Genomic DNA, 21,899 nt, shown 5'->3' on the forward strand with positions numbered 1-21,899 from the left:
CAAGAATCATTAGGGTTCTTAAGACAATGATTTTAAGAACCCTAATTCTATTTAAAAATATTTCAATAGAAATTAAACGAGGTGTTAAGTATGACTGATCAGAATAAATTATTGTGGTATAAAGAACCGGCAAAGAACTGGAATGAGGCGTTACCTATTGGTAATGGCAGGCTTGGTGGCATGGTTTTCGGGCAAGTTACAAAAGAGAAGGTACAGTTAAACGAAGATACGGTTTGGTATGGAGGACCGCGTGATCGAATTAATCCAGATGCGCTTCCTAATCTATCTAAAGTAAGAGAATTGCTTTCTCAAGGGAAATTAACGGAAGCAGAAGAATTAGCAAAGCTTTGTTTTTCCGGAATTCCAAAATCTCAACGTCATTATGAACCATTAGGTGAGCTAATCATCCAATTTAATAATGCAGATACCACTGATTATTATAGAGAATTAGATTTGAATAATGGAATAGTAAAAACAAAGTACCGATCAGAAGGCATAGAGTTTCAAAGGGAAGTGTTTACGAGTTATCCAGATCAAGTAATGATCATGAGGATTACTGCTTCGGAGGAAAATGCCATTTCATTACAAGCAAATATAGATAGGGGAAATACAAGGAACTTAGATTCTACCAAACCTCTTTTCTCTAATAGTATAGTAATGAATGGAGAAACAGGTGGAAGGGATGGCATTGCTTTTTCAGCCGCTATGAGGGTGAGTGCTGATGATGGAATTGTTCAAACGCTTGGTAATCGTATTTGTGTGAATAATGCTAGTGCAGTGACTATTTTGTTATCGGCTGCGACGACTTATCGATTCCCTGATCCAGAAAAGCGGTGCCTAAATATAATTGCATCAGCTGAGAATAAAAGCTATCAAGACTTAAAGTCAGCTCATATAAGGGATTATCAAAGCCTGTTTCATCGAGTGGAGTTGGAATTAGAGGATCAACTGCGGATAACATCATTGCCAATAAATGAGCGATTAGAACGGATGAAACAAGGAGAAACAGATATCGATTTGATCAATATATATTTTCATTTTGGGCGCTACTTAATGATTGCATCAAGTCGTCCAAATTCACTGCCTGCGACATTACAAGGAATCTGGAATGATAACATGCTTCCGCCTTGGGATAGTAAGTATACGATAAATATAAATGCCCAAATGAATTATTGGCCGGCAGAAGTTTGCAATTTGTCAGAATGTCATGAGCCGTTATTTCACCAAATTGAAAAAATGCGGGAGTCCGGGAGATTAACAGCTCAGAAGATGTATGACTGTCGTGGATTTACCGCTCATCATAATACCGATATTTGGGGAGATACTGCACCGCAAGATATCTACCCGCCAGCAAGTTATTGGCCAATGGGAGCCGCATGGCTTTGCCTTCATTTATGGGAGCATTATGAATATAACGTTGACAAAGAATTTTTAGCTAAAGCTTATGAAGCGATGAAAGAAGCAGCTATATTTTTCGTCGATTTCCTAGTTGAAAATCAAGACGGATACATGATCACAACCCCTTCGGTATCACCAGAAAATTCATATAAGTTACCAAGTGGAGAAATAGGGAAAATGTGTGAAGCACCGGCAATGGACAGTCAAATTCTCCATGCACTTTTTTCTAATTGTATCGCAGCAAGTGAGGTTTTAGAAACTGACAAAGAATTTCGTGATCAGCTACTGTATCTAAGGTCAAAGCTTCCTGAAATTCAAATCGGAAAGTATGGCCAAATTCAAGAGTGGTTGGAAGATTATGAGGAAGCGGAACCAGGTCACCGACATATTTCTCACTTATTTGCTGTACATCCCAGTAATCAAATATCGCCAATTACGACACCGAAATTGGCGAAGGCAGCAGAAGTAACATTAAATCGTAGATTAGAGCATGGCGGTGGGCATACCGGTTGGAGTCGAGCGTGGATTATCAACATGTGGGCACGTTTATTTAAAGGAGAGGATGCCTACGAAAATATTAAGGAGTTGTTAAAAACATCTACTCTACCGAATTTATTTGACAACCACCCTCCGTTTCAAATTGATGGGAACTTTGGCGGTACAGCAGCAATCGTGGAGATGATCGTCCAAAGTCATCAAAACGAAATTCATCTATTACCAGCTTTGCCTAAAGATTGGAGAACTGGTTATGTGAAAGGGCTAAAAGTCAGAGGTGGATTTACGCTAGAGATCAAATGGCAGGATCATCAATTAATGTATGTCCATATAAAAGCGTCACAATCAAGGATCTGCCGTCTTAGGATGAGTCATCCATTTAAGGTCAGCATTGATAAAGGAGAAATCTCTCAACTGGAAACAGGTTTGTTAGAGTTTGATGTAAAAAAGGATCATTTGTATCAATTAACTTTCAACACTAAATAAGATAGGTAGAAAAAGAATGAATAATAAAATAAAAACTATAAAACAGCGTTATTGTCTGCAAATCGACTATATCATAGATCAACATTATTCAGGGAAAGAAGAGGAAAAGTATCAGGAAAAAAAGTATATTCCTCTATACAAAAGGCTTAGACAGTGTTAAAGAAGATTCTGCAACCATATTTATTTCCGAGGGGGGTTTATGGAAAAATAGAAATAGAAAAGCCTTCGATTACATTAATAGGTGAGGGTAGAGACAAAACCGTTGTAACGTATGATGTGGCAAGTGGTACAGAAAAAATGATGGTACGACATATGGCACATTTGGCAGTGCTAGTGTCACCGTTAGAGAACCGAATTTTACTGCGATTAATATGAACTTTGAGAATAGTTTTGATTACATAAATGAATATCGAAAGAGAGATGATGATCCAACAAAAGTTTTCTCATATCCAAGCGGTTGCCTTTCGTACCACAGATGAAAGTGATAATGTGATGTTTGAACATTGCCGCTTTCGAGGTTACCAAGATACGTTGCTTGTAGATGCCGGTACACATTACTTTACTAATTGTGTAATTGAAGGTGCGGTTGATTTTATTTTTGGTAGTTGCCAGACTGTATTTGAAGCGTGTGATATTGTGTCATTAGATCGAGGTGAAACGGAAAATAATGGTTTTATTACCGCTGCGAGTACCTCCATTGATGTTCCGTATGGTTACTTATTTGAATCATGTAAGCTATTAAAAGATTCAACGGATATGGCAGATGACACAGTATATCTAGGAAGACCATGGCATCCTGGTGGAGATCCAGATGCACAGGCTAGTGTATTGTTTTATCACTGTGACGTGGATGCTCATATCAAAGCTCAGGGATGGACAGAGATGGGGGGATTTTCTCCAATGGAAGAGCGGCTGTATGAATATAGTAGTCAAGGTGCCGGAGCCATTTTGAATGATAAGAGGAGACTCTTAACTAAACAAGAAGCAGAGCGGTTTCGTGACTATTTGCGATATTGCTGTGTAGGGAACAGAAAAATTCGTTATTCTCCGCTATGAGAAGGTGCAACAATTCTTGTTAGAAGTAATAGGTTGACTTTTAACAATGGACCGGCGGTGTTTGCCGGTTTTTCTTATTTTCCTATTCTATAGAGCTTATTTTAACCTTGATGTAGCCAAATGATACTCATAAATTCTGGTTAAATACAAAACATAATATTAAAGAGTGGATTACAATATGATAATGAGTACATGAATACAATGAAGAATAGTGAAAAGTAGCGAATAAATGTAAGAAATGCAGGATTCTGATGATAGAAAATACGATTGATGGAAAAATAAAAATGATAAACTAACAAGTCATGCTGGTGAAACTATTCCAAGGAAAGGATATGAATAAAATGGCGAAAAGGAATAAAATACTTGTTCCAGAAGCTCGAGAAGGATTGGACCAATTAAAAGCAAAAATAGCTAATACAAATGATCCACAAAAAGCAAAGTATGAAGTGGCAGCAGAACAACATGTATCACTTGAGCAAGGCTATAATGGGAATATTAAGGCTAAAGATGCTGGAAAAATAGGTGGACACATAGGTGGTAATATGGTCCAAGAATTAGTCAAGATGGGGCAACAACAGCTTCAACAAAATCAGGAAGATTCCAAGTAAGAGGGTCAGTTTTGGCATTCATGGAAGATGTTTAATCAAAGGAAGCTAAAGCGGTTGATCCTACATTTAATAGTAGATGGATGAACCGCTTATTGAAAAAAGTTCCCATAAAGGGAATAATTGAGAATATATTATCTGGTTCACTTTAAAAGTATTCTATTTTTCATTTATACTTTGGTATTGTGATTTAATTTTATAAATTTCTTCGTCATGCTTAAAAACCATCTCTTTAAGATAATTAAAATCATCTTTAGTGGCTTTACTGTTTAACTTTTGCATCGTTTCCATATGATACTCACTTATTTTGGCTGTTTGTTCTTGAATGGCATTTGTTTTATTTTCTAATCGATCAAAACGTTCATTGAATTGACGGTCCATTTCATCAAGCCGTTGATTCACTTTTGTTTGTTCGTCTTTGATGCCACCGATTGTACCATTAATACCAGAAATAGTACCGTTAACGCCGTTAATCTCAGCTTTCATCCCTTTTATCTCATCTAAAATCTCCAATAAAAGTTTTTCTGCCATATAACAGCACTCCTTCATATTATATGTTTGATTATAGCGTACTTGACGGATGTTTTGACATAGGATTCAAGGAAAGTAAATCGTATTTGCAGTTCTGGAATCTAAAGTGTGTCGGGGTTAACTTAGGGTGGACTAATTTATACTTATGGATTTTGGCATCACCTGCTTTAAGGGGAGTGTGATGACTTTTCACGAATGTATGTTTTATATGCAATCAAGGAATATGGACGCTTCCTTGATCTACAGAAGTTAAACTGTGTAACTGAGGAGATATATGTTCTCAAATTACACAATTTCTTTTTTGAAGTTATCTGTCCCTCTTAATAAAGCGTAATGATTCCTATTTACAAGAAAGATGGAAGAGAGTTATAATAACTGTAAAACGTAATCATTACGAACTAACTATACAACAGTAGGATGTACAGGTAGTAAAAGCAAGAAGGGGATGGAAAACGGATGTATAAATGGATTATTATTGGTGGGGGGATTCATGGATGCACAATTGCGATTCATTTATTAAAGAGTGGGAAGGTAGAACCCAACGAACTATTAATTGTTGATCGTTATGAAAAACCTCTACACAAGTGGTCAATGATCACAAGTAAAATAGGTATGGATTTTCTTCGCTCGCCATCTGTGCACCACATTGACCAAGATCCATTCAGTTTGCAGAATTATGCAAAAGATATGAGTGAGGTTAACGCTTTTCTTGGACGATATAAAAGACCAAGATTAGATTTATTTAATGAGCATTGTTTTGAATTATTAGATTCATTAGCAATTGATAAAATGTGGTATCAAGCGGAAGTAGAAGATATTCGTTCCTTAAAGGGGAAATGGCGTATATATACACGTCAAGCAGATTTCTTGGAAACGCATAATGTTGTATTGGCATTAGGTGTAAATGAGCAGCCTGCATTTCCTGAGTGGGCACTTCCACTACGAGAAAAAGTTCCAGACAAGGTAAAACATATTTTCGAGGAAGAAGCAGACGTCAAGGAAGAAGTAGGCAATGTCTGTCTTATCGGTGGCGGAATATCAGCAGCACACTTGGCAGTAAAGTTATGTGAATGGACAAAGGGAAAAGTGACAATCGTAAAGCGACACCCATTTAGAGTACATGATTTTGACAGTGATCCAGGTTGGTTAGGTCCCAAACGTTTAACTAAGTACAACAAAGTAACAGATTTTAGTAAACGTCGTTTAATAATTAATAAAGCACGAAACAGAGGTTCTGTTCCACGAAATATGTTTTTAAAATTAAAAAAATGCCAAACGGATCATCGCTTAGAAGTTATCGATGATGAAGTGAAAACAGCTTCATATGTTGACGGTAGAATTCGATTGTCCTTTAACCAAAATAATGCAAGGGAGTTCTCATCTATTTGGTTAGCCACTGGTTCACAAGCTAGAATACCCGAAAATCAATTAATGGATAAAATCATTTTAAATGAAAATTTACCTTGCGCCTCATGTGGATTTCCAATAGTAAATAAGCGATTAGAATGGAAGCAAGGTTTGTACGTTTCTGGGGCATTAGCAGAATTAGAGATTGGTCCAGTTGCCCGTAATATCTCTGGAGCTAGGAAAGTGGCTGTTAAATTAGCGGATTTAGCTTAGTGAATATAAAAAAACAACCAGTACTATTCCATGCTGGTTGTTTTTTACTGTAAAATTTTATAGGTTTGCAAGTAAAAAAATTTTCACTTTTTTATCGATAGGAGATAAGCCATTCAATTGAAATAAATCAGTCAAGTCAATAAATTGAAGTGCATTTATATGATATTGCACACGGTTCTCAAGATAGATTTCTATTCGTTTAATCGATTCATAAACTATTTTTGGTGCTATGTTAAATGCATCTGCTGCTTCTAGAATGGGGGATTTTTCCTGAAAAAGAGCTAATAAGTGTTGTTCGGTTATAGCTTGTTCTATAAGCGTGTCTTCTCTTGACTCAATATATTGATAGAGTTTTTGATCCTCTAATGGTAATTCTTTAAGAGCCTTATCACGTGCATATTTATATAGTTGTCCGTTCATATAATAATCCCCCAACTGTTATCAAAACGAAACCATTACGATTTGTGAGTATATTAAATCATACTATTGAGTAATATGTAAAGGAGAACAGTTGAAAAATTGAATTAATTTATGTAAAGATTCTTTAAAATAACAGTTATTAAAAAAATTATAATAACATCATTTATTGTAACCAAGCTAAAAGCCCTTGGACTATATACTCGTCATCCGTAATAATATTTGACATCTGCAGTACTTATTCCGGTATTTGTACTTACTTGATATAATAGCCAATAGAGAATTATAGATAACTCAATGAGGAGAATTAGATGAAGGAAAAAATTTCTTATGGAAGAAGCACAAGAGAAAAGGAAGCAATTGAAAATGAAAAGAAATGACTCGGTTATACGCACGGCTATCTTATGAATGGTGGGCGTTGGGTTACGGACGGGGAATGGATCTATTATTCGATATTTAGTGACAGATTTTTTCGAATGCATCTGCTCAACATGTAATTGCAACGAAAGAGTGGTTATATTTCATTGAATTGGATGAGTATTATCATTACCCGGTATGGCGAGAAAAACATGATGATTCTTATGGTTGTAAATGAAGCAGTGATAACTTGATATTCTATGTCAGTGACAATGATGATTTCAGCCTATACCGATATGACCTTTCATCTCAAGAAGAAAAAAAGCTAGTAGATGAAGAAGTACATTATATTCATATTATAGAGGATGAACTATTTTTTGCCCACATGCTGGGACCTAATGCAATAGCTTGGAACCGAATGTTATTTGACGGACAACTACAAGAAAAAATACAATAAAAAGATATATGAACTAGAAAAAAAGAGGTGTTAATCATGCAATATGATTCGATTATAGTTGGAGCAGGCTCGATGGGAATGGCAGCAGGTTATTATCTAGCCAAACAAGGAAAGAACATTTTATTAATAGATGCAGGAGATCCACCACATACAGAAGGTTCCCATCACGGAGAAACGAGAATAATCCGGCATGCATACGGTGAAGGGGAAAGTTACGTCGAAATGGCTTTGCGTGCCCAATCGTTATGGGAGCAATTACAGGAAGAAACCGATCGGAATATTTTTGTGCCAACAGGTGTGCTCAATATAGGTAAGGAAGATTCTGATTTTATTCAAAATGTACGAAACAGTGCCTTGAATTATCAATTAGATGTTGAAACACTAACAGCAGCAGATATTAATTCAAAATGGCCAGGATTTGCTATTCCAGCAGGATTAATGGGCTGTTATGAAGTAAACACTGGTGTGTTAATGAGTGAAAATATCATCAAGACTTACAGAGAGCTAGCAATTAAGCATGGCGCTGTGCTAAAAGTAAATGAACCAGTAACAGATATTTTGATGGAGGAAAATAAGGTAACCATATCGACAGAAAATCAAAACTACACTGGAGCAACATTAATTTTAACACCTGGAGCATATGCAAAGGAGACCCTTGCTAATATTGGTTTAGATTTACCGCTAGAAACAGTGCGTAAGACTTTTTCATGGTTTGCAGCAAATGAAGAATGGTATGCAGACGACCATTTTCCTGCTTTTAGTTTTGCTTTAGATCATGCGACCTATTATGGTTTTCCGAGTGTAGAAGGAGCCGGTGTTAAAATCGGCAGGCATGATGGTGGTATGAAACGGGATATCCATCAACCAATTGAGCCGTTTGGAACATATACCGAAGACAAACAGGATGTCTCGATGGTGGCAGATCATTATTTCTCCAATATTGGTGATCACCAGGTGGGAAAAGTTTGTACCTATACGAATACACCAGATGGTGATTTTATCATTGATCGTCATCCTGATTATCAGCATATCGTATTTGCTTGTGGCTTCTCCGGGCATGGGTACAAATTTAGTAGTGTCATCGGAGAGACTTTAGCCAAACTAATAGCTGAGGAACAACCGTTAGTGGATATTTCGCCATTTGCAAGTGAACGATTTTTTACTGAGTGACAGATGCTAATCTATCGTTATATGGAAATAGGAAACAAGAGGTGGATTGGATGGAATTCATAATAACTGTAATTGGTTTGCTCATTTTGTTGTTCGTGGTTGAAAAAATAACAAATAAGATACTTTCGGTCGAACAGAGAAAAATTTCGGAAACATCTGGTAAAAGTATAGATCGTTGGGGTCAAACTATTTTATTTATAGTTTTTTTAATCATGCTATGGTTTGCGATAGATAGTTCAGACTTTCTTCTGCTTTTTTATGTTATGATCTATTTGGCATTATATTTTGGATTTCAGGCAATTATCGAATTTATCTATATAAAGGAATCGAGGCAGTATATCAGCACCATTGTAGTATTAATACTAATTCTTGGTGTTATGTACAATTTAGATCATGATCCTTTTTGGTAAGTGGTTAGCATACCTATAAAACAGTGATTGTTGGTGAGCTCCTTTGATGTAGTGTTAGTCATATATTTTACAAGGTGTTAAAAAATACCGATAGCGGGTGAGGGCTATCGGTACTATATTTACTTCAATATTACGTTTGGTGGTTATTAAGTTAAATGTAATGCATAATGATAAAATTGTGAGTCCTGTACATAGCCATTCTTTTCATATAGTCTTTGAGCAGAGTAATTATCTGGTGCGGTACTTAAGGTAATACTATTAGCACCTGTTTCAATAGCGTAATCTTTCGCTTTATGTAAAAGCATTTCTCCTATCCCTAATTTTCTACTTTCTGTTTCGACGTATAAATCATTTAATATCCATTGTTTTTTCATAGATATTGATGAAAATGTAGGATATAGTTGAGTAAACCCTACATACTTTTCTTTGTCTTTAGCAATAAATATTATAGAATCTTTGTTTTGTAAACGTTTTTTTATGTATGATTTAGCACTTTCTATATCTGATGTTTGCTGGTAAAACACGCGGTACAAATTAAATAAATACGACACACCCTCTAAATCTTTCATCTTAGCTTGATATATTTCCACTAATTTTTCTCCTTCCTATATTTTAGTTTGTAAAAGAACATTAGTATAGACTAATAATCAATCCATTGGCTACAGTAGTTTTTCAATAATATTTTTTGGCCTTCATTTTATTTTAACATATTTTTGCCAGACACCATCTAGATGAACCTCCAACAATATCCTCCCATTTACTAAGTATATAAGAATGTATCGTTTATCACGGTGCTAGCCGTCTGTAATAATCTCACTTTATGCTACTTCAACGAATAATATATACAAACCACTTTTTCCAATTGCATATCTTAAGAGCTAGCGAAGCTAATAGCTTGAAAGATTAAGTAAAATTCAATAAAGTGACACCGCTATTAATTTATGTTTTCATATCATTATAAGATTATAAATTGCACGCAATATAATGAAGTACTTTCCATAATTTCTTGATAAAGGATGATATAAGATGGGACATGTATGCGGAAAAACATATAATTGCGAAAAAGAATTAACACTTGCAGTTATCGGTGGTAAATGGAAAATATTGATCTTGTGGCATTTAGGTAAAGAAGGAACCAAACGTTTTAGCGAACTTAAATCGCTAATGCCGGGTATCACACAAAGAATGTTAGTCAATCAATTAAGGGAGTTAGAAGAAGATCGGATTATTCACAGGGAAGTTTACCCAGTAGTCCCACCTAAAGTGGAATATTCTTTAACCAACCACGGCCAAACTTTGATGCCTATACTTGATTCATTATACGAGTGGGGTAAAAATTATATGGAGGTTGCCTTACAGGATCGAGACGATATAAAGATACTAGAAAATTCCTGATGAAAACATCTGTCATGATTATGGTGACAGGTGTTTTTTTATAAGGGCAGAATGTATATAACCCTTGGTATTACAACTTGAAAGATAGCTACTGCAAGTCAACCACTAAGGCTGACCGTTTCGTTCTCTGACACTTTTGGGGATGGATATAGCTTAAATTTAAGTACCAAAAAGAACCTTCCTAAACACTAAATTGGTACTAAATCATAAAACTCTCATCCATGTGTATCTGTAAGAAGTTTCAGTATTTGTTCTAGCGGTGCTAACTGTCTGTAATAACCCCCACCTCAAGCTTCAAGTAACACAAAGATAAGTTTAGATATAACAGAGACGATTACACTCTGATAAGTTTCGTTAATGATCAGTGGGAGTCAAAACCTCGAGTATCATAGCCTCACTTTATAGATACTAAGTGAATTTTTTGTAACTATATGAGATTAAAGTGCGTACTTCCGCTTTTTTATATGCCATTTTACAATAGAGGTGTAACAGAAATTATAAATAGTAGGAGTGAAGAAAATGGAACTTCAATTAGCATTAGATCTAGTTAACATTCCAGAAGGTAAAGAAGTTGTAAATGAGGTACAAGACCATATTGATATTGTAGAAATTGGTACACCTGTTGTGATAAACGAAGGATTAAAAGCTGTGAAGGAAATGAAAGATGCATTCCCTCATTTAAAAGTATTAGCTGATTTAAAAATCATGGATGCTGGTGCCTATGAAGTTATGAAAGCTTCTGAGGCAGGAGCTGATATTGTAACGGTACTTGGTGCAACAGATGATGCAACCATTAAGGGTGCGGTTGAAGAAGCGAGAAAGCATGGCTCCAAAATTCTTGTCGATATGATTAATGTAAAAGATTTAGAGCAACGTGCTAAAGAAGTAGATAATCTAGGTGTGGATTATATTTGTGTCCATACAGGATATGACTTACAAGCTGAGGGAGAAAATCCCTTTAAACAGCTCGAAGCGATTAAGGCTATAGTGAGAAATGCGAAAACTGCCGTTGCAGGAGGCATTAAATTAGCAACGATTCCAGAAGTTGTTCAATCACAGCCTGATCTTGTCATTGTAGGTGGTGGCATCACAGGTCAAGATAATAAAAAAGCTGTAGCATCTGAGATAAAAGAAGTAATGGATAAAGAGAAAATCAGTTAAAAGGACGGAGTCTATGATGCAGACTACTCAATTTATGTTAACAGTTCTTGAGGAATTGAAGCGTACAGCAAATCTTACAAAAGATGAAGAAGCGGAACGACTATTGGATGCAATAATGCAATCTCAAAAAATATTTGTTGCTGGTACAGGAAGATCGGGGTTTATGGGAAAATCATTTGCCATGAGATTAATGCACATGGATCTAGAGGTGTATGTTGTTGGTGAGACGGTAACACCTAGTATTGGCATGAACGATTTATTAATTATTGGCTCGGGATCAGGAGAAACGAAGAGTTTACTAGCAATGGCTGAAAAAGCGAAAAGCATTGGTGCAACTGTAGCAGTTGTTACAACATCTACTGAATCTAGTATTGGTAACTTGGCGAATATTTCTGTGAAAATTCCTGCTAAAGCAAAGGCGGATAATGAGAGTGAGCACGATACGATTCAACCAATGGGTTCGTTATTTGAACAATCTTTATTACTATTCTATGATTCATTGATATTAAAATTGATGAAGAACAAAGAATTACAGGGTAGTTCGATGTATACGCAACACGCTAACTTAGAGTAAGCTATTTGATAGGGCGAGCCAAATGATGAGTCTACCTCACTTTGGCCGTCCTTTTTGGATTCAGGATTAAACATTTTGTTCAAGTTGCGAAAATATGATAAGTATTTAAATTTTGATAGATTCTTTATATTACCTTCATCTCATCTTTATTTCCTTCTATTAATCTTACAATGAATAAACAATTAGGAGGAGAATAGATGAGGAACATTGTAAAATATTCCTTCTGGCTTTTCGTTATTATTGTAATATTTTTATCTTTCAAAGAATTAATAAATAATAAGGAAGATTTGGGAGCGAAAGGTAGTGAGGAGAGTTCTCCTCAAATGGTGGAGAAGCAAAACGATGAAACTATTAAGGTAGTGGTTGATCCTGGGCATGGTGGAGTTGACCCAGGAGCTATAGGTGCAAGTGGTTCTTATGAAAAGGATTTTACACTTGACCTCTCGAAAAAGTTAGTAGCTTTACTAGAGAATGACCCAAATTTAGAAGTCCTTATGACAAGAGAAGGGGATCAATTTCTTTCGTCAGAGGCTAGAGAAAGGCCGAACTTTGCCAATGATTTAGACGCTGATTTATTTCTCTCCATTCACGCCAACACATACTCAGATCCTAGTGTGTCAGGAACGGAGACGTTCTATTATGATCAAAATTCCAAGCCGCTGGCAGATACGATTCATAAGCATCTTGTGAACGCGACAGGTTATAATGACAGAGGTGTAAAACAGGAAAACTTTTTTGTACTAAAAGACACTAATATGCCAGCCGTATTGTTAGAAATAGGTTATTTAACAAATCCACAGGATGAGCAGAAAATGATGACGGATGTTTTTCAGCAATCTGTTGCGGAAGCTATTACAGATGGAATAAATGAGTATTTAGATGGGTGAAAAGTAATGCCAAGCTCGACCATGCGGAGTAAAAGAATCCTAAAGGTTGAAACACTCTTTTGGGATTCTTTAATTTTGGTCTTACTATCATATTGCTTTCAAATAATTCCACACCGCATTTGTAAATAGTTGTACCTGAGACACCATCGTTGTCCCCTCAAATAATTGAAGAAACGGATTCAACAGTTTCTTGACAACAATCTTACGGATACGATCACGTTCTAATTCGCTTAAGATCACATCAAAAAGATCCTGCTGTTCTTCATTAAAATAATATTGAGTTTGTAATTGCTCTGCCATTTCCATTACTTCAGCTTTCGTTACCATCTTTTTATGGACATTTCTATGAAGTAAGTCAATCGCGTCATTATGTAAAAAGCCACGATCGTTCTTTTGCATCTCTGGTATAAGCACTTCTACATAAGACAAAATGGTTTCGATTAATTCATGTAAAGTATATTGGCTGTTTGTTAAATTAAGCGTAAACAACATATATTGCAACATGCCAAAATACAATATCGTTGCCTCTGTCGCATACTCCCGAATATCTTCTCCTATAACATCAATGAGCCGATTCGCTAACCATTCCATTTCAATTACGCGATGCTGTACCACTAGTTTTTTTAACTCTGCTTGATCAGAAGACAGTATATTTTCAAATAGCGTTCGTAAATTTTTTTCCTCATTCAGCTTCATGATAATCGTAATTTGTTCGATTAAGACCTCTCGATCCTGTGGGTCCTTTCCAATTTGGATAGCAACTCGTTGCTGAGTGGCATCATAACGGATGTTTTCTAATATTTCAGCAATACAATCATTTTTGGAAGAAAAATAATTGTAAAAGGTCCCTTTAGAGATGTTCGCTTTGTCGATAATCTCTTGAATTGATGTTTGCTGAAAACCTTTTTCGATAAATAACTTCAAAGCAATATCTGTTACTTTCCTTTTGCGCTCATTCATCACTTCTCCATCCCCTTCTATATGAAGTAGTATACGTTTCTTTGGTTGGAAAAACAACATTTTTATACTATTAGTATAAAAATGTTGAAAAAATTAAACTATAGGTATAAAATAATCAAGTCAAAACAATTTAGTAAAGATAAGAGGGAAAAATTATGCATACACAATTGAATAAGACACCATATTTGATGATCAGTATTTTGTTTGTCGGTGCTTTCGTCTCATTTTTGAATAATTCACTGTTAAATGTTGCTCTGCCATCGATTATGGTGGATTTAGAGCTTAAAGACTATTCTACCGTACAATGGCTTGCGACAGGATACATGCTTGTCAGCGGAATTCTAATTCCTGCATCAGCATTTTTGATTACACGTTTTTCAAACCGTAATTTATTTATTACGGCAATGACAATCTTTGCATTAGGAACAGCACTAGCTGCTTTTGCACCTAACTTTGGAATATTGTTAATTGGACGTATGGTTCAAGCTGCTGGCTCTTCGGTAATGGGACCTTTATTAATGAACATTATGTTAGTCAGTTTCCCGCGTGAAAAGCGAGGTGCTGCTATGGGAGTTTTCGGTATGGTGATGATTGCTGCACCAGCAATTGGACCTACATTATCAGGTTATATCGTGGAATACCATAACTGGAGATTACTTTTTGAAATGATTTTACCATTAGCTATTATCAGTTTAGGACTGGCGATTTGGAAGTTCCAAAATGTGATGGAGCAAAATAAAGAAGCCACACTTGATTATTTATCTCTTGTTTTATCCAGTCTTGGTTTTGGTGGGATACTTTATGGAGTAAGTAATGCAAGCTCACAAGGTTGGGATGATACGATCGTGTTAACAACATTGATCGTTGGAGGTATTGCGTTAATTTTATTTGTGATTCGTCAATTAAACATGAAGGAACCATTGTTAGATTTACGTCCATATAAATATCCAATGTTCGCACTCGCATCAATCATTATGATTGTTAATGCAGTTGCGATGTTCTCAGGTATGATTTTAACACCTGCGTATGTACAGGATGTTCGCGGTATCTCACCACTTCACTCCGGTTTAATGTTACTTCCAGGTGCGCTTATTATGGGAATTATGTCTCCCATTACAGGAAGACTGTTTGATAAATTTGGCCCGCGTATCTTAGGAATTGTCGGACTAACTGTTACAGGGGTGTCAACTTATTTGTTAGCACATGTACAAATTGATTCAACTTATACGTATATTGTTCTAGTTTATTCTTTGCGAATGTTTGGGATGGCGATGGTAATGATGCCAATCATGACAAATGGTTTGAATCAGCTACCAACATCGTTGAATCCACATGGAACAGCAATCAATAATACAGCACAGCAAGTATCAGGATCGATCGGTACAGCTGTTATGGTAACCATTATGAACTCTGTAGCAACATCAGAAGGTGAAAAATTAATGAGTGGAGTTGATCCAACCACCTTAACAGAAGCTTCAACAGCTTCCATGACACAGCAAGCATTACTTAGTGGAATCCAGTATTCATTTTATGTGGCGCTAGGAATTAATATCGTCGCGCTCGTACTTTCCTTATTTATGAAACGAGTGGATACGAGTGACAAAGCGGTACGAGAAATTGAGAAGCAAGAAACAAACACGTTAGAACCAGCAGTAGAATAATAATAACGGAAAGGCGTAGTACCTACATTTTCCTGTGTAGGCACTGCGCCTTTTTAGATAATGGGAATTGTTAAGTTGCCAGAAAAGTAGCGGAAGTTGCCAGTAAAATCAAAAAGTTGCCAGAAAAGTAGGGGAAGTTGTCAGTAAAATCAAAAAAGTTGCCAGAAAAGTAGCGGAAGTTGCCAGTAAAATCAAAAAAGTTGCCAGAAAAGTAGCGGAAGTTGCCAGTAAAACCTAGTAAATAGCCAAGCAACTTCCCGCATTTTCAAAAGGTACTACTTCATAACAAATATAAAACCGCCAGTCATGTTGCGCCAATTCTTGGTAGCTCACTATTCCTTTAACTCGAGCGAATGCAATTTTTAGATTTTAACATATACAGGGAGGAAGAATAATGGAAAATGTAATTGAATTACGGAATGTCAATAAATCTTTTAAAGGTTTTCAATTAAAGGATTTTTCTATGACGGTTAAGAAAGGATTTGTAACCGGTTTTATCGGTGGAAATGGCGTTGGGAAATCAACAACCATTAATCTGATTATGAATTTGCTACAGCCTGATAGTGGAACGATTTCTATATTTGGATTGAACTATAAGCAACATGAGAAAGAGATTAAACAGCGAATTGGTTTTGTTTTCGATGATAATATCTTTTATGAGCATTTAACACTGACAGAAATGAGACGAATTATAAAACGTGCCTATTCCAATTGGGATGACAATCTATTTCGGTATTATGTCGAACAATTTGAACTACCATTAAATAAAAAGATTAAAACATTTTCAAAAGGAATGATGATGAAAGCTTCGTTAACAATAGCTTTATCCCATCATGCAGAGTTAATTGTTATGGATGAACCTACATCTGGCCTGGACCCAGTTTTTCGCAGAGAGTTTTTAGATGTATTGCATCGTTTAATGGAAAATGAGGATAAGACGATCTTTTTCTCCACTCATATAACAACAGACTTAGACAGTATTGCAGACTACATTATATTTATTGATAAAGGTCAACATATATTTACGAAAGAATCGACGCAAATTGAAGAAGAGTATGCGATCGTTAAAGGGGAAACGGAACTGTTAGATGCTGACACGAAAAAGGAATTTATCTCCATTCGCAAGTCAAATCACGGTTTTGAGGCGTTAACAGCAAATAAAAGTCGTATAGAAGAAATGTTTGGTCAAATGGTTTTGATTGAAAAACCATCCATTGAAGATATTATGTTCTATACGAAAAAAGGAGCGGAATGGCATGTGTAATTTGATCTGGAAGGATATAGTACTACAAAAGAAAGGCTCATTGATATTGTTACCTGCTTTATTTGGGTATATAGTATATAATCCATCATACATTTGGATAGGGTTCGTATTTAGTGTCGTTATTATTCTGGATGTTTTCGCAAAGGATGAGGATTCGGCCGTCAACAAGTTGCTTAATTCTCTTCCATATACACGGAGAGAAGTTGTCAGTTCTAAATATATAGGAGCTATTATTTTTACCTTGTTAGTAGTTTTTGCCATGTTTATAGGAGGTTTGCTGTTTCATAGAGAAGTGCCTGCTTGGAAAGAAACTATGTTAATGGTTAGTCTATCTATGATAGCTATCTCATTCATCCTTCCATTTTTATATAAATTCAAAACGCAATATATCTTTAGAGCTTTTCTATTTTTATTTGTTGTTTATATGATAGTAATTAATACTTTTATTAAAAATTTGAATGATATTTTAAGAGAATTTGTACAAACAATCTTAACTTTGCAAGATCCTTCTGTGTTTTTGATGATGATATTGTCAATTATTGTGCTATATAGCTTTTCATGGCTGCTTTCGATTCGAATTTATAGAAATAAAGTATTTTAAAATTGGAGGTATGGTAGATGAGGTGGGGCGTTCTATTATTAGCTGGATGGGCAACGATAACTGGTGGGCTGTTTCTAGGTTCTCTGACAGGAACTGTTGTTGCTGAACAGTTTGGTTTTACTAGAAATTATCGGTTATTGACGCAAGGTCTTGTCATGACCGGGGTTGTTGTCCCAATTATTTTATGTTTGTATCAATACTTCTACCGAATAACAGGTGTTAAGCCGAAGAAAGTAATTTATAATTGGAAGAAAGCTTATCACTTTTTTACTGGGATGTTGCTAGCTATTGGCTTAGCTTTTTTGGGTATTTTCCTTGCGACCTCACTTGGTTGGATCTCGATAGAAAAATGGCATACCCCCGATCAATGGCTGATTGCATTACTCGTTAATATGGGTATTGCCTTTTTATATGAGGCATTACCAGAAGAACTCGCTTTGCGTGGATTTGTGTTTGATATTTTACGTTATCGTTTTGCCACTTGGGCTGCCGTTCTATTACAAACACTGTTATTTCTTTCCGTTCCATTAACCACAACACTGTTACAAGTGCTGATTGGGCTTTCACCTGGGAATAGTATTAATGTTGGATATATTATGCTGATCCTTTTGTTCGGTATTTGTTTGCAGTTACTGCGTCTCTGGACTGGAAGTTTGTGGACAGCAATCGGTTTTCATTTAGCATACTTAGAGATCACAAGATTTGTCGTTAATAATAATTATGGTCCGTCGATTTTAAGTTATCATGAATCATTTCCTGGACTAGGTGTTTTATTTATATCGCTCGGAATGATAGTAGTTGGTGGTATTGTAGTCTCTCTTTTTATTTTAGGTATGAAGCGTTTGTTGCAAAAAAATTAGACCTATGTGTATTATCATTACAATAAAAAGGGGCCGATCATCGTTATTTTATGATCGGCCTCTTATTGGTTAGATCATATTTATAATTCTATCCGTTTTGAGCTTGTTCAAGTTGATAAGCTCACCTCATCGCTTTAATTGTCTTTCCTTTAAATGTTGCCTGATCAACAATCTCCCGCTTATCTTTTTTAGTAATTTGCTAATAAAGGTGTAGTTATTTTCGTATCGATGACCATTGTACTTAGAGTTATTGTAAGTTGAGAAAAGAGGAATAAGCGGTGAATAAAAGATTATTTGCATTATTAATTGTTATAACAACTAGTTTAATGGGATCATCATTTGCAATTGGGAAGATCGGATTGCAATATGTATCTCCTTTACTGTTAGTAGGACTTCGCTTTACATTGGCAGGTATTCTGATGGGGATAACGGTTAGCATTTTCAAGCGGAGGCACCCGGTTACTTTTCGTGAATGGTTAAGAATTATACTTATCGGGTTATTTCAGACTACAGGAGTTATGGGGCTTATTTTTATAAGTATGAGGACGATAACAGCTGGAGAAACATCCATTTTAACGTTCACAAATCCTTTACTTGTCATTATATTAGGGACATTGTTTTTAGGGACGAAATATCGTTGGAGTCAATGGCTAGGTGTTATCGTGGGTTTTTTAGGTGTTTTTATTACGTTAGGTGCTGATTTGGAGATTCAACAAATTGGTACTGTTCTAGGTTTCTTAAGTGCAGTTTGTTGGGCGATTGCGACTTTGCTGATGAATAGATGGGGAAAAAGTCTTGATGTGTGGGTAGTAACAGCCTATCAAATGTTAGCAGGTGGAGTGTTGCTTTTATTTGCAAGTGCCTTCTTTGAAAAAGTGGAACTTGTGATTACAGCAAACTCGGTTTTCATCGTACTATGGCTAGCCATTATGGCATCGATAGTGCAATTTGCTGTATGGTTTTTCTTATTGCAGAATGAGAATCCGGGAAAAGTAAGTTCATTTTTATTCCTTGCTCCATTATTTGGCGTTTTATTTGGTTGGATTTTAGTAGGTGAAAAATTACATATCTCTACATTAATTGGGGGAGCTGTTATATTAGTTGGTATTTATCTTGTGAACAGACCACAACGTATTAAGCTTTTGTATAGTAATTAAATGATAGATATCCCTGAAAAGTTTCTTCGCATTTCAAAGAACGTGATTACATTCAGTTAATAATCACTTGTTAGATAGCTATGAACACAGCTATATTAGCATTATGAAATATGTTACAATACTTTGGTGGTATATGGTAGCATCATCGTATGGACACTAAAGTTTGCAGTTAACTTTCTGGCATCACGGAACAGTATATCAACCTCTGTTTCTCTAACATTAATAACAGATACAAAAACATATTAATGGGTACGGTTGAGCTGTTTCATTTTAGCACTTATAAAAAATATAAAGGAGCGAGTACAAATGGCGAAGAAGGTTTATTTAAATCATGATGGCGGTGTGGATGATTTAGTCTCTCTTTATCTATTATTACAGATGGAGGATGTCGATTTGCTCGGGGTTAGTGTTATTCCGGCAGATTGCTTTTTAGAACCAGCTGTTTATGCAAGTCGTAAAATTATAGACCGCTTTAGTAACAAAGAAATTGAAGTAGCAGCTTCAACATCGCGAGGTAAAAATCCATTCCCGAAAGATTGGCGCATGCATGCGTTTTTTGTTGACGCCTTACCAATTTTAAATGAATTTGGAGCGCCCAAAACAAAAGTAGCAGCCCTTCCTGCCCACAGGCATATGATTGAAACTGTACGTAACAGTACAGAGCCAGTTACCCTTCTGTTTATTGGTCCTCTTACTGATTTAGCACGTGCACTTGAAGAAGCACCGGATATTGAAGATAAAATTGAAAAGCTCGTATGGATGGGCGGTACGTTTTTAGAAAATGGAAACGTCGAAGAACCAGAACATGATGGTACCGCCGAATGGAATGCTTTTTGGGATCCAGAAGCTGCGAAAACAGTGTGGGATAGTGGTATTACCATAGATTTAGTCGCACTGGAAAGTACCAACATGGTGCCATTAACGGTAGATGTACGAGATAAGTGGGCAGCAGAGCGCAAAGACATTGGTATTGACTTCCTTGGGCAATGTTATGCAATGGTACCACCACTTGTACATTTCCAAACAAATTCTACATATTTCTTATGGGATGTATTGTCCACAGCGTCGGTTGGTAAGCCTGATTTGGTGAAAAAGAAAGAAGTAAAAAGTATCGTTCATTCAGATGGGGCAAGCCAAGGAAAAACAGAATTATCTGATGCAGGACGAAGTGTCCACCTTGTTTATGAAGTGGATCGCGATGCTTTTTTTGATTATATAACAGACTTAGCTAGACAGGAGAAATGAGGTGAATAGGATGAGACGAGTCATTATTGATACAGACACAGCAGGTGATGACACGATTGCTTTGCTAACAGCATTACACCATTTTAAAGTAGAAGGTGTTACGATCACAGGAGGTAATGTTGATTTCGATCAAGAGGTAGAAAATGCTCTGTACACGATAGAAGTAGCCAAGCCTGCGTATGATGTCCCTGTTTATAAAGGCTATGAAGGACCTATCCTTGCCATAGGTAATGAAAGTCACAGAACGGTTGAGGATGTTCATGGTGAGGATGGAATGGGCGGCTCATTTTTCCCAAAAGCAAAACAACGACCAGAATATGGACATGCAGTCGATTTTATTATTGACAAAGTAAAGGAATACCCTGGGGAAGTTTCATTTCTGGCGATTGCCCCGTTAACCAATATTGCCATGGCAATCAAAAAGGATCCGTCAATCGTCCGGGATATTCCTCATATTTACATTATGGGTGGAACCAATAATACATTAGGGAACATTACACCAGCAGCTGAGTATAATTTTTATGTCGATCCTGAAGCAGCAAGACTTGTGCTTCATTCAGGTATTCCGATTACGATGGTTGGTTGGGATATGTGTACACAATATTCGATTATGGATAATGCAGATCATGAAGAGATAAAGTCACTTAACACAGCTGGTTCTCAATTCTTTATTGATATTAACCAAGTTGTAATGAAATTTAATAAAAAAGTACATCGACTTAATGGGACTACACACCCTGACACATTACTTGTAGCTGTTGCAGCTGATGAATCTATCATGACCAAGTCACATGAGTACTATGTTGATATTGAAACAAAGGGTGAATTAACTAGAGGATATAGCCTTGTTGATGTGAATAACAGACTGGAGCAGAAGCCAAATGTCCTTGTTTGTGAAGCAATAGATCGTGACAAATTTAAAGCAGATTTGTTGCAAGTATTAACAGCCATTAAATAAAGTGAGTCTATGATCAGTGCGGTACTTCCAAACCGTAAAGTTATTTTAACCGGTTTTTGCTTCTTTGTTAACATGTATAAATGATGTTAGAACAATGCTTGACTTTTCTGTTTTATTATATATTACAATACTAATGGTTAGGCTCAGGAAGCGATGATATGAAAGTTAGGTCAT

General features: G+C 36.1%; 23 protein-coding genes. 19 read left to right on the plus strand and 4 right to left on the minus strand.

Features of this window, described 5'->3' with window-relative positions; all coding sequences use genetic code 11:
• Positions 1-90: 90 nt before the first annotated feature.
• From J5J03_RS08615 to J5J03_RS08630, 4 genes are all read left to right on the plus strand, one after another.
• Positions 91-2,379, plus strand: coding sequence for a glycoside hydrolase family 95 protein (locus J5J03_RS08615; RefSeq protein ID WP_208588669.1), 2,289 nt, complete (start codon positions 91-93; stop codon positions 2,377-2,379).
• Positions 2,380-2,532: 153 nt separating this feature from the next.
• A complete protein-coding gene (locus J5J03_RS08620; protein ID WP_208588671.1) occupies positions 2,533-2,754 on the plus strand; it encodes a hypothetical protein in 222 nt (73 codons plus the stop codon).
• A gap of 27 nt (positions 2,755-2,781) precedes the next feature.
• Positions 2,782-3,435, plus strand: coding sequence for a pectinesterase family protein (locus tag J5J03_RS08625; RefSeq protein WP_208588672.1), 654 nt, complete (start codon positions 2,782-2,784; stop codon positions 3,433-3,435).
• Between the two features lie 341 nt (positions 3,436-3,776).
• Complete coding sequence (locus J5J03_RS08630) at positions 3,777-4,043, plus strand: alpha/beta-type small acid-soluble spore protein (protein ID WP_018933005.1); 267 nt, start codon at positions 3,777-3,779, stop codon at positions 4,041-4,043.
• A 156-nt stretch (positions 4,044-4,199) separates the two neighbouring features.
• Here the strand turns inward: J5J03_RS08630 and J5J03_RS08635 are convergent, their stop codons facing one another.
• Positions 4,200-4,571, minus strand: a complete 372-nt coding sequence (locus J5J03_RS08635) for a hypothetical protein (protein ID WP_208588675.1) — start codon at positions 4,569-4,571, stop codon at positions 4,200-4,202.
• 456 nt (positions 4,572-5,027) lie between these two features.
• Here J5J03_RS08635 and J5J03_RS08640 point away from each other — a divergent pair, with 456 nt between their 5' ends.
• Positions 5,028-6,191: an FAD/NAD(P)-binding protein gene (locus tag J5J03_RS08640; RefSeq protein WP_208588678.1), complete on the plus strand. Its 1,164-nt coding sequence runs from the start codon at positions 5,028-5,030 to the stop codon at positions 6,189-6,191.
• Between the two features lie 57 nt (positions 6,192-6,248).
• On the opposite strand, the gene J5J03_RS08645 is transcribed toward J5J03_RS08640, so the two are convergent.
• Positions 6,249-6,611 carry a hypothetical protein gene (locus J5J03_RS08645; RefSeq protein ID WP_208588681.1) on the minus strand — a complete coding sequence of 121 codons (363 nt, stop codon included), beginning with the start codon at positions 6,609-6,611 and terminating at the stop codon, positions 6,249-6,251.
• 604 nt (positions 6,612-7,215) lie between these two features.
• On the opposite strand from J5J03_RS08645, the gene J5J03_RS08650 reads away from it, so the two are divergent.
• The 3 genes from J5J03_RS08650 to J5J03_RS08660 are packed head-to-tail and all read left to right on the plus strand — an operon-like array spanning position 7,216 to position 9,002.
• Positions 7,216-7,422, plus strand: coding sequence for a DUF5050 domain-containing protein (locus tag J5J03_RS08650; RefSeq protein WP_208588683.1), 207 nt, complete (start codon positions 7,216-7,218; stop codon positions 7,420-7,422).
• Between the two features lie 36 nt (positions 7,423-7,458).
• A complete protein-coding gene (gene solA, locus J5J03_RS08655; protein ID WP_208588685.1) occupies positions 7,459-8,592 on the plus strand; it encodes an N-methyl-L-tryptophan oxidase in 1,134 nt (377 codons plus the stop codon).
• Positions 8,593-8,642: 50 nt separating this feature from the next.
• On the plus strand, positions 8,643-9,002 hold the full coding sequence (locus J5J03_RS08660; protein WP_208588687.1) for a DUF4181 domain-containing protein: 360 nt from the start codon (positions 8,643-8,645) through the stop codon (positions 9,000-9,002).
• 146 nt (positions 9,003-9,148) lie between these two features.
• On the opposite strand, the gene J5J03_RS08665 is transcribed toward J5J03_RS08660, so the two are convergent.
• Positions 9,149-9,592: a GNAT family N-acetyltransferase gene (locus tag J5J03_RS08665; RefSeq protein ID WP_208588689.1), complete on the minus strand. Its 444-nt coding sequence runs from the start codon at positions 9,590-9,592 to the stop codon at positions 9,149-9,151.
• A 436-nt stretch (positions 9,593-10,028) separates the two neighbouring features.
• Between J5J03_RS08665 and J5J03_RS08670 the strand changes: the two genes are divergently transcribed.
• The 4 genes from J5J03_RS08670 (at position 10,029) to J5J03_RS08685 (ending at position 13,019) form a co-directional block, all read left to right on the plus strand.
• A complete protein-coding gene (locus J5J03_RS08670; protein WP_208588690.1) occupies positions 10,029-10,397 on the plus strand; it encodes a winged helix-turn-helix transcriptional regulator in 369 nt (122 codons plus the stop codon).
• Between the two features lie 519 nt (positions 10,398-10,916).
• Positions 10,917-11,558 (plus strand): 3-hexulose-6-phosphate synthase, encoded by a 642-nt coding sequence (gene hxlA, locus J5J03_RS08675; RefSeq protein ID WP_208588698.1) that lies wholly within the window; start codon positions 10,917-10,919, stop codon positions 11,556-11,558.
• 16 nt (positions 11,559-11,574) lie between these two features.
• On the plus strand, positions 11,575-12,132 hold the full coding sequence (gene hxlB / locus J5J03_RS08680; protein WP_208588931.1) for a 6-phospho-3-hexuloisomerase: 558 nt from the start codon (positions 11,575-11,577) through the stop codon (positions 12,130-12,132).
• A gap of 197 nt (positions 12,133-12,329) precedes the next feature.
• Positions 12,330-13,019 (plus strand): N-acetylmuramoyl-L-alanine amidase family protein, encoded by a 690-nt coding sequence (locus J5J03_RS08685; RefSeq protein ID WP_208588701.1) that lies wholly within the window; start codon positions 12,330-12,332, stop codon positions 13,017-13,019.
• Positions 13,020-13,106: 87 nt separating this feature from the next.
• On the opposite strand, the gene J5J03_RS08690 is transcribed toward J5J03_RS08685, so the two are convergent.
• Positions 13,107-13,979, minus strand: coding sequence for a TetR/AcrR family transcriptional regulator (locus J5J03_RS08690; RefSeq protein ID WP_208588703.1), 873 nt, complete (start codon positions 13,977-13,979; stop codon positions 13,107-13,109).
• Between the two features lie 155 nt (positions 13,980-14,134).
• Between J5J03_RS08690 and J5J03_RS08695 the strand changes: the two genes are divergently transcribed.
• From J5J03_RS08695 to J5J03_RS08725, 7 genes are all read left to right on the plus strand, one after another.
• Positions 14,135-15,640: a DHA2 family efflux MFS transporter permease subunit gene (locus tag J5J03_RS08695; RefSeq protein ID WP_208588711.1), complete on the plus strand. Its 1,506-nt coding sequence runs from the start codon at positions 14,135-14,137 to the stop codon at positions 15,638-15,640.
• 394 nt (positions 15,641-16,034) lie between these two features.
• Positions 16,035-16,904: an ABC transporter ATP-binding protein gene (locus J5J03_RS08700; protein WP_208588713.1), complete on the plus strand. Its 870-nt coding sequence runs from the start codon at positions 16,035-16,037 to the stop codon at positions 16,902-16,904.
• On the plus strand, positions 16,897-17,505 hold the full coding sequence (locus J5J03_RS08705) for an ABC-2 transporter permease (protein ID WP_208588714.1): 609 nt from the start codon (positions 16,897-16,899) through the stop codon (positions 17,503-17,505). Before J5J03_RS08700 ends, J5J03_RS08705 begins: the two co-directional genes overlap by 8 nt.
• 17 nt (positions 17,506-17,522) lie before the next feature.
• Complete coding sequence (locus J5J03_RS08710; protein WP_208588715.1) at positions 17,523-18,365, plus strand: CPBP family intramembrane glutamic endopeptidase; 843 nt, start codon at positions 17,523-17,525, stop codon at positions 18,363-18,365.
• 278 nt (positions 18,366-18,643) lie between these two features.
• Positions 18,644-19,522, plus strand: a complete 879-nt coding sequence (locus J5J03_RS08715) for a DMT family transporter (RefSeq protein WP_208588716.1) — start codon at positions 18,644-18,646, stop codon at positions 19,520-19,522.
• Between the two features lie 306 nt (positions 19,523-19,828).
• Positions 19,829-20,767 carry a nucleoside hydrolase gene (locus J5J03_RS08720; RefSeq protein WP_208588717.1) on the plus strand — a complete coding sequence of 313 codons (939 nt, stop codon included), beginning with the start codon at positions 19,829-19,831 and terminating at the stop codon, positions 20,765-20,767.
• 10 nt (positions 20,768-20,777) lie between these two features.
• Positions 20,778-21,725, plus strand: a complete 948-nt coding sequence (locus tag J5J03_RS08725; RefSeq protein ID WP_208588719.1) for a nucleoside hydrolase — start codon at positions 20,778-20,780, stop codon at positions 21,723-21,725.
• Positions 21,726-21,899 lie beyond the last annotated feature (174 nt).

Origin of the sequence: Gracilibacillus suaedae, assembly GCF_017599345.1 — a bacterium.
Classification (GTDB): Bacteria; Bacillota; Bacilli; order Bacillales; family Amphibacillaceae; genus Gracilibacillus; species Gracilibacillus suaedae.

Bases quoted from the DNA above. Each gene is read 5' to 3' on its own strand.
- J5J03_RS08630 (WP_018933005.1), top strand. From the start codon at position 3,777: ATGGCGAAAAGGAATAAAATACTTGTTCCAGAAGCTCGAGAAGGATTG.
- J5J03_RS08640 (WP_208588678.1), top strand. From the start codon at position 5,028: ATGTATAAATGGATTATTATTGGTGGGGGGATTCATGGATGCACAATT.
- J5J03_RS08695 (WP_208588711.1), top strand. From the start codon at position 14,135: ATGCATACACAATTGAATAAGACACCATATTTGATGATCAGTATTTTG.
- J5J03_RS08635 (WP_208588675.1), bottom strand. From the start codon at position 4,571: ATGGCAGAAAAACTTTTATTGGAGATTTTAGATGAGATAAAAGGGATG.
- J5J03_RS08700 (WP_208588713.1), top strand. From the start codon at position 16,035: ATGGAAAATGTAATTGAATTACGGAATGTCAATAAATCTTTTAAAGGT.
- J5J03_RS08725 (WP_208588719.1), top strand. From the start codon at position 20,778: ATGAGACGAGTCATTATTGATACAGACACAGCAGGTGATGACACGATT.
- hxlA (WP_208588698.1), top strand. From the start codon at position 10,917: ATGGAACTTCAATTAGCATTAGATCTAGTTAACATTCCAGAAGGTAAA.
- J5J03_RS08645 (WP_208588681.1), bottom strand. From the start codon at position 6,611: ATGAACGGACAACTATATAAATATGCACGTGATAAGGCTCTTAAAGAA.
- J5J03_RS08625 (WP_208588672.1), top strand. From the start codon at position 2,782: ATGAATATCGAAAGAGAGATGATGATCCAACAAAAGTTTTCTCATATC.
- J5J03_RS08685 (WP_208588701.1), top strand. From the start codon at position 12,330: ATGAGGAACATTGTAAAATATTCCTTCTGGCTTTTCGTTATTATTGTA.
- J5J03_RS08705 (WP_208588714.1), top strand. From the start codon at position 16,897: ATGTGTAATTTGATCTGGAAGGATATAGTACTACAAAAGAAAGGCTCA.
- solA (WP_208588685.1), top strand. From the start codon at position 7,459: ATGCAATATGATTCGATTATAGTTGGAGCAGGCTCGATGGGAATGGCA.
- J5J03_RS08615 (WP_208588669.1), top strand. From the start codon at position 91: ATGACTGATCAGAATAAATTATTGTGGTATAAAGAACCGGCAAAGAAC.
- J5J03_RS08720 (WP_208588717.1), top strand. From the start codon at position 19,829: ATGGCGAAGAAGGTTTATTTAAATCATGATGGCGGTGTGGATGATTTA.
- J5J03_RS08690 (WP_208588703.1), bottom strand. From the start codon at position 13,979: ATGAATGAGCGCAAAAGGAAAGTAACAGATATTGCTTTGAAGTTATTT.
- J5J03_RS08660 (WP_208588687.1), top strand. From the start codon at position 8,643: ATGGAATTCATAATAACTGTAATTGGTTTGCTCATTTTGTTGTTCGTG.
- J5J03_RS08710 (WP_208588715.1), top strand. From the start codon at position 17,523: ATGAGGTGGGGCGTTCTATTATTAGCTGGATGGGCAACGATAACTGGT.
- J5J03_RS08670 (WP_208588690.1), top strand. From the start codon at position 10,029: ATGGGACATGTATGCGGAAAAACATATAATTGCGAAAAAGAATTAACA.
- hxlB (WP_208588931.1), top strand. From the start codon at position 11,575: ATGCAGACTACTCAATTTATGTTAACAGTTCTTGAGGAATTGAAGCGT.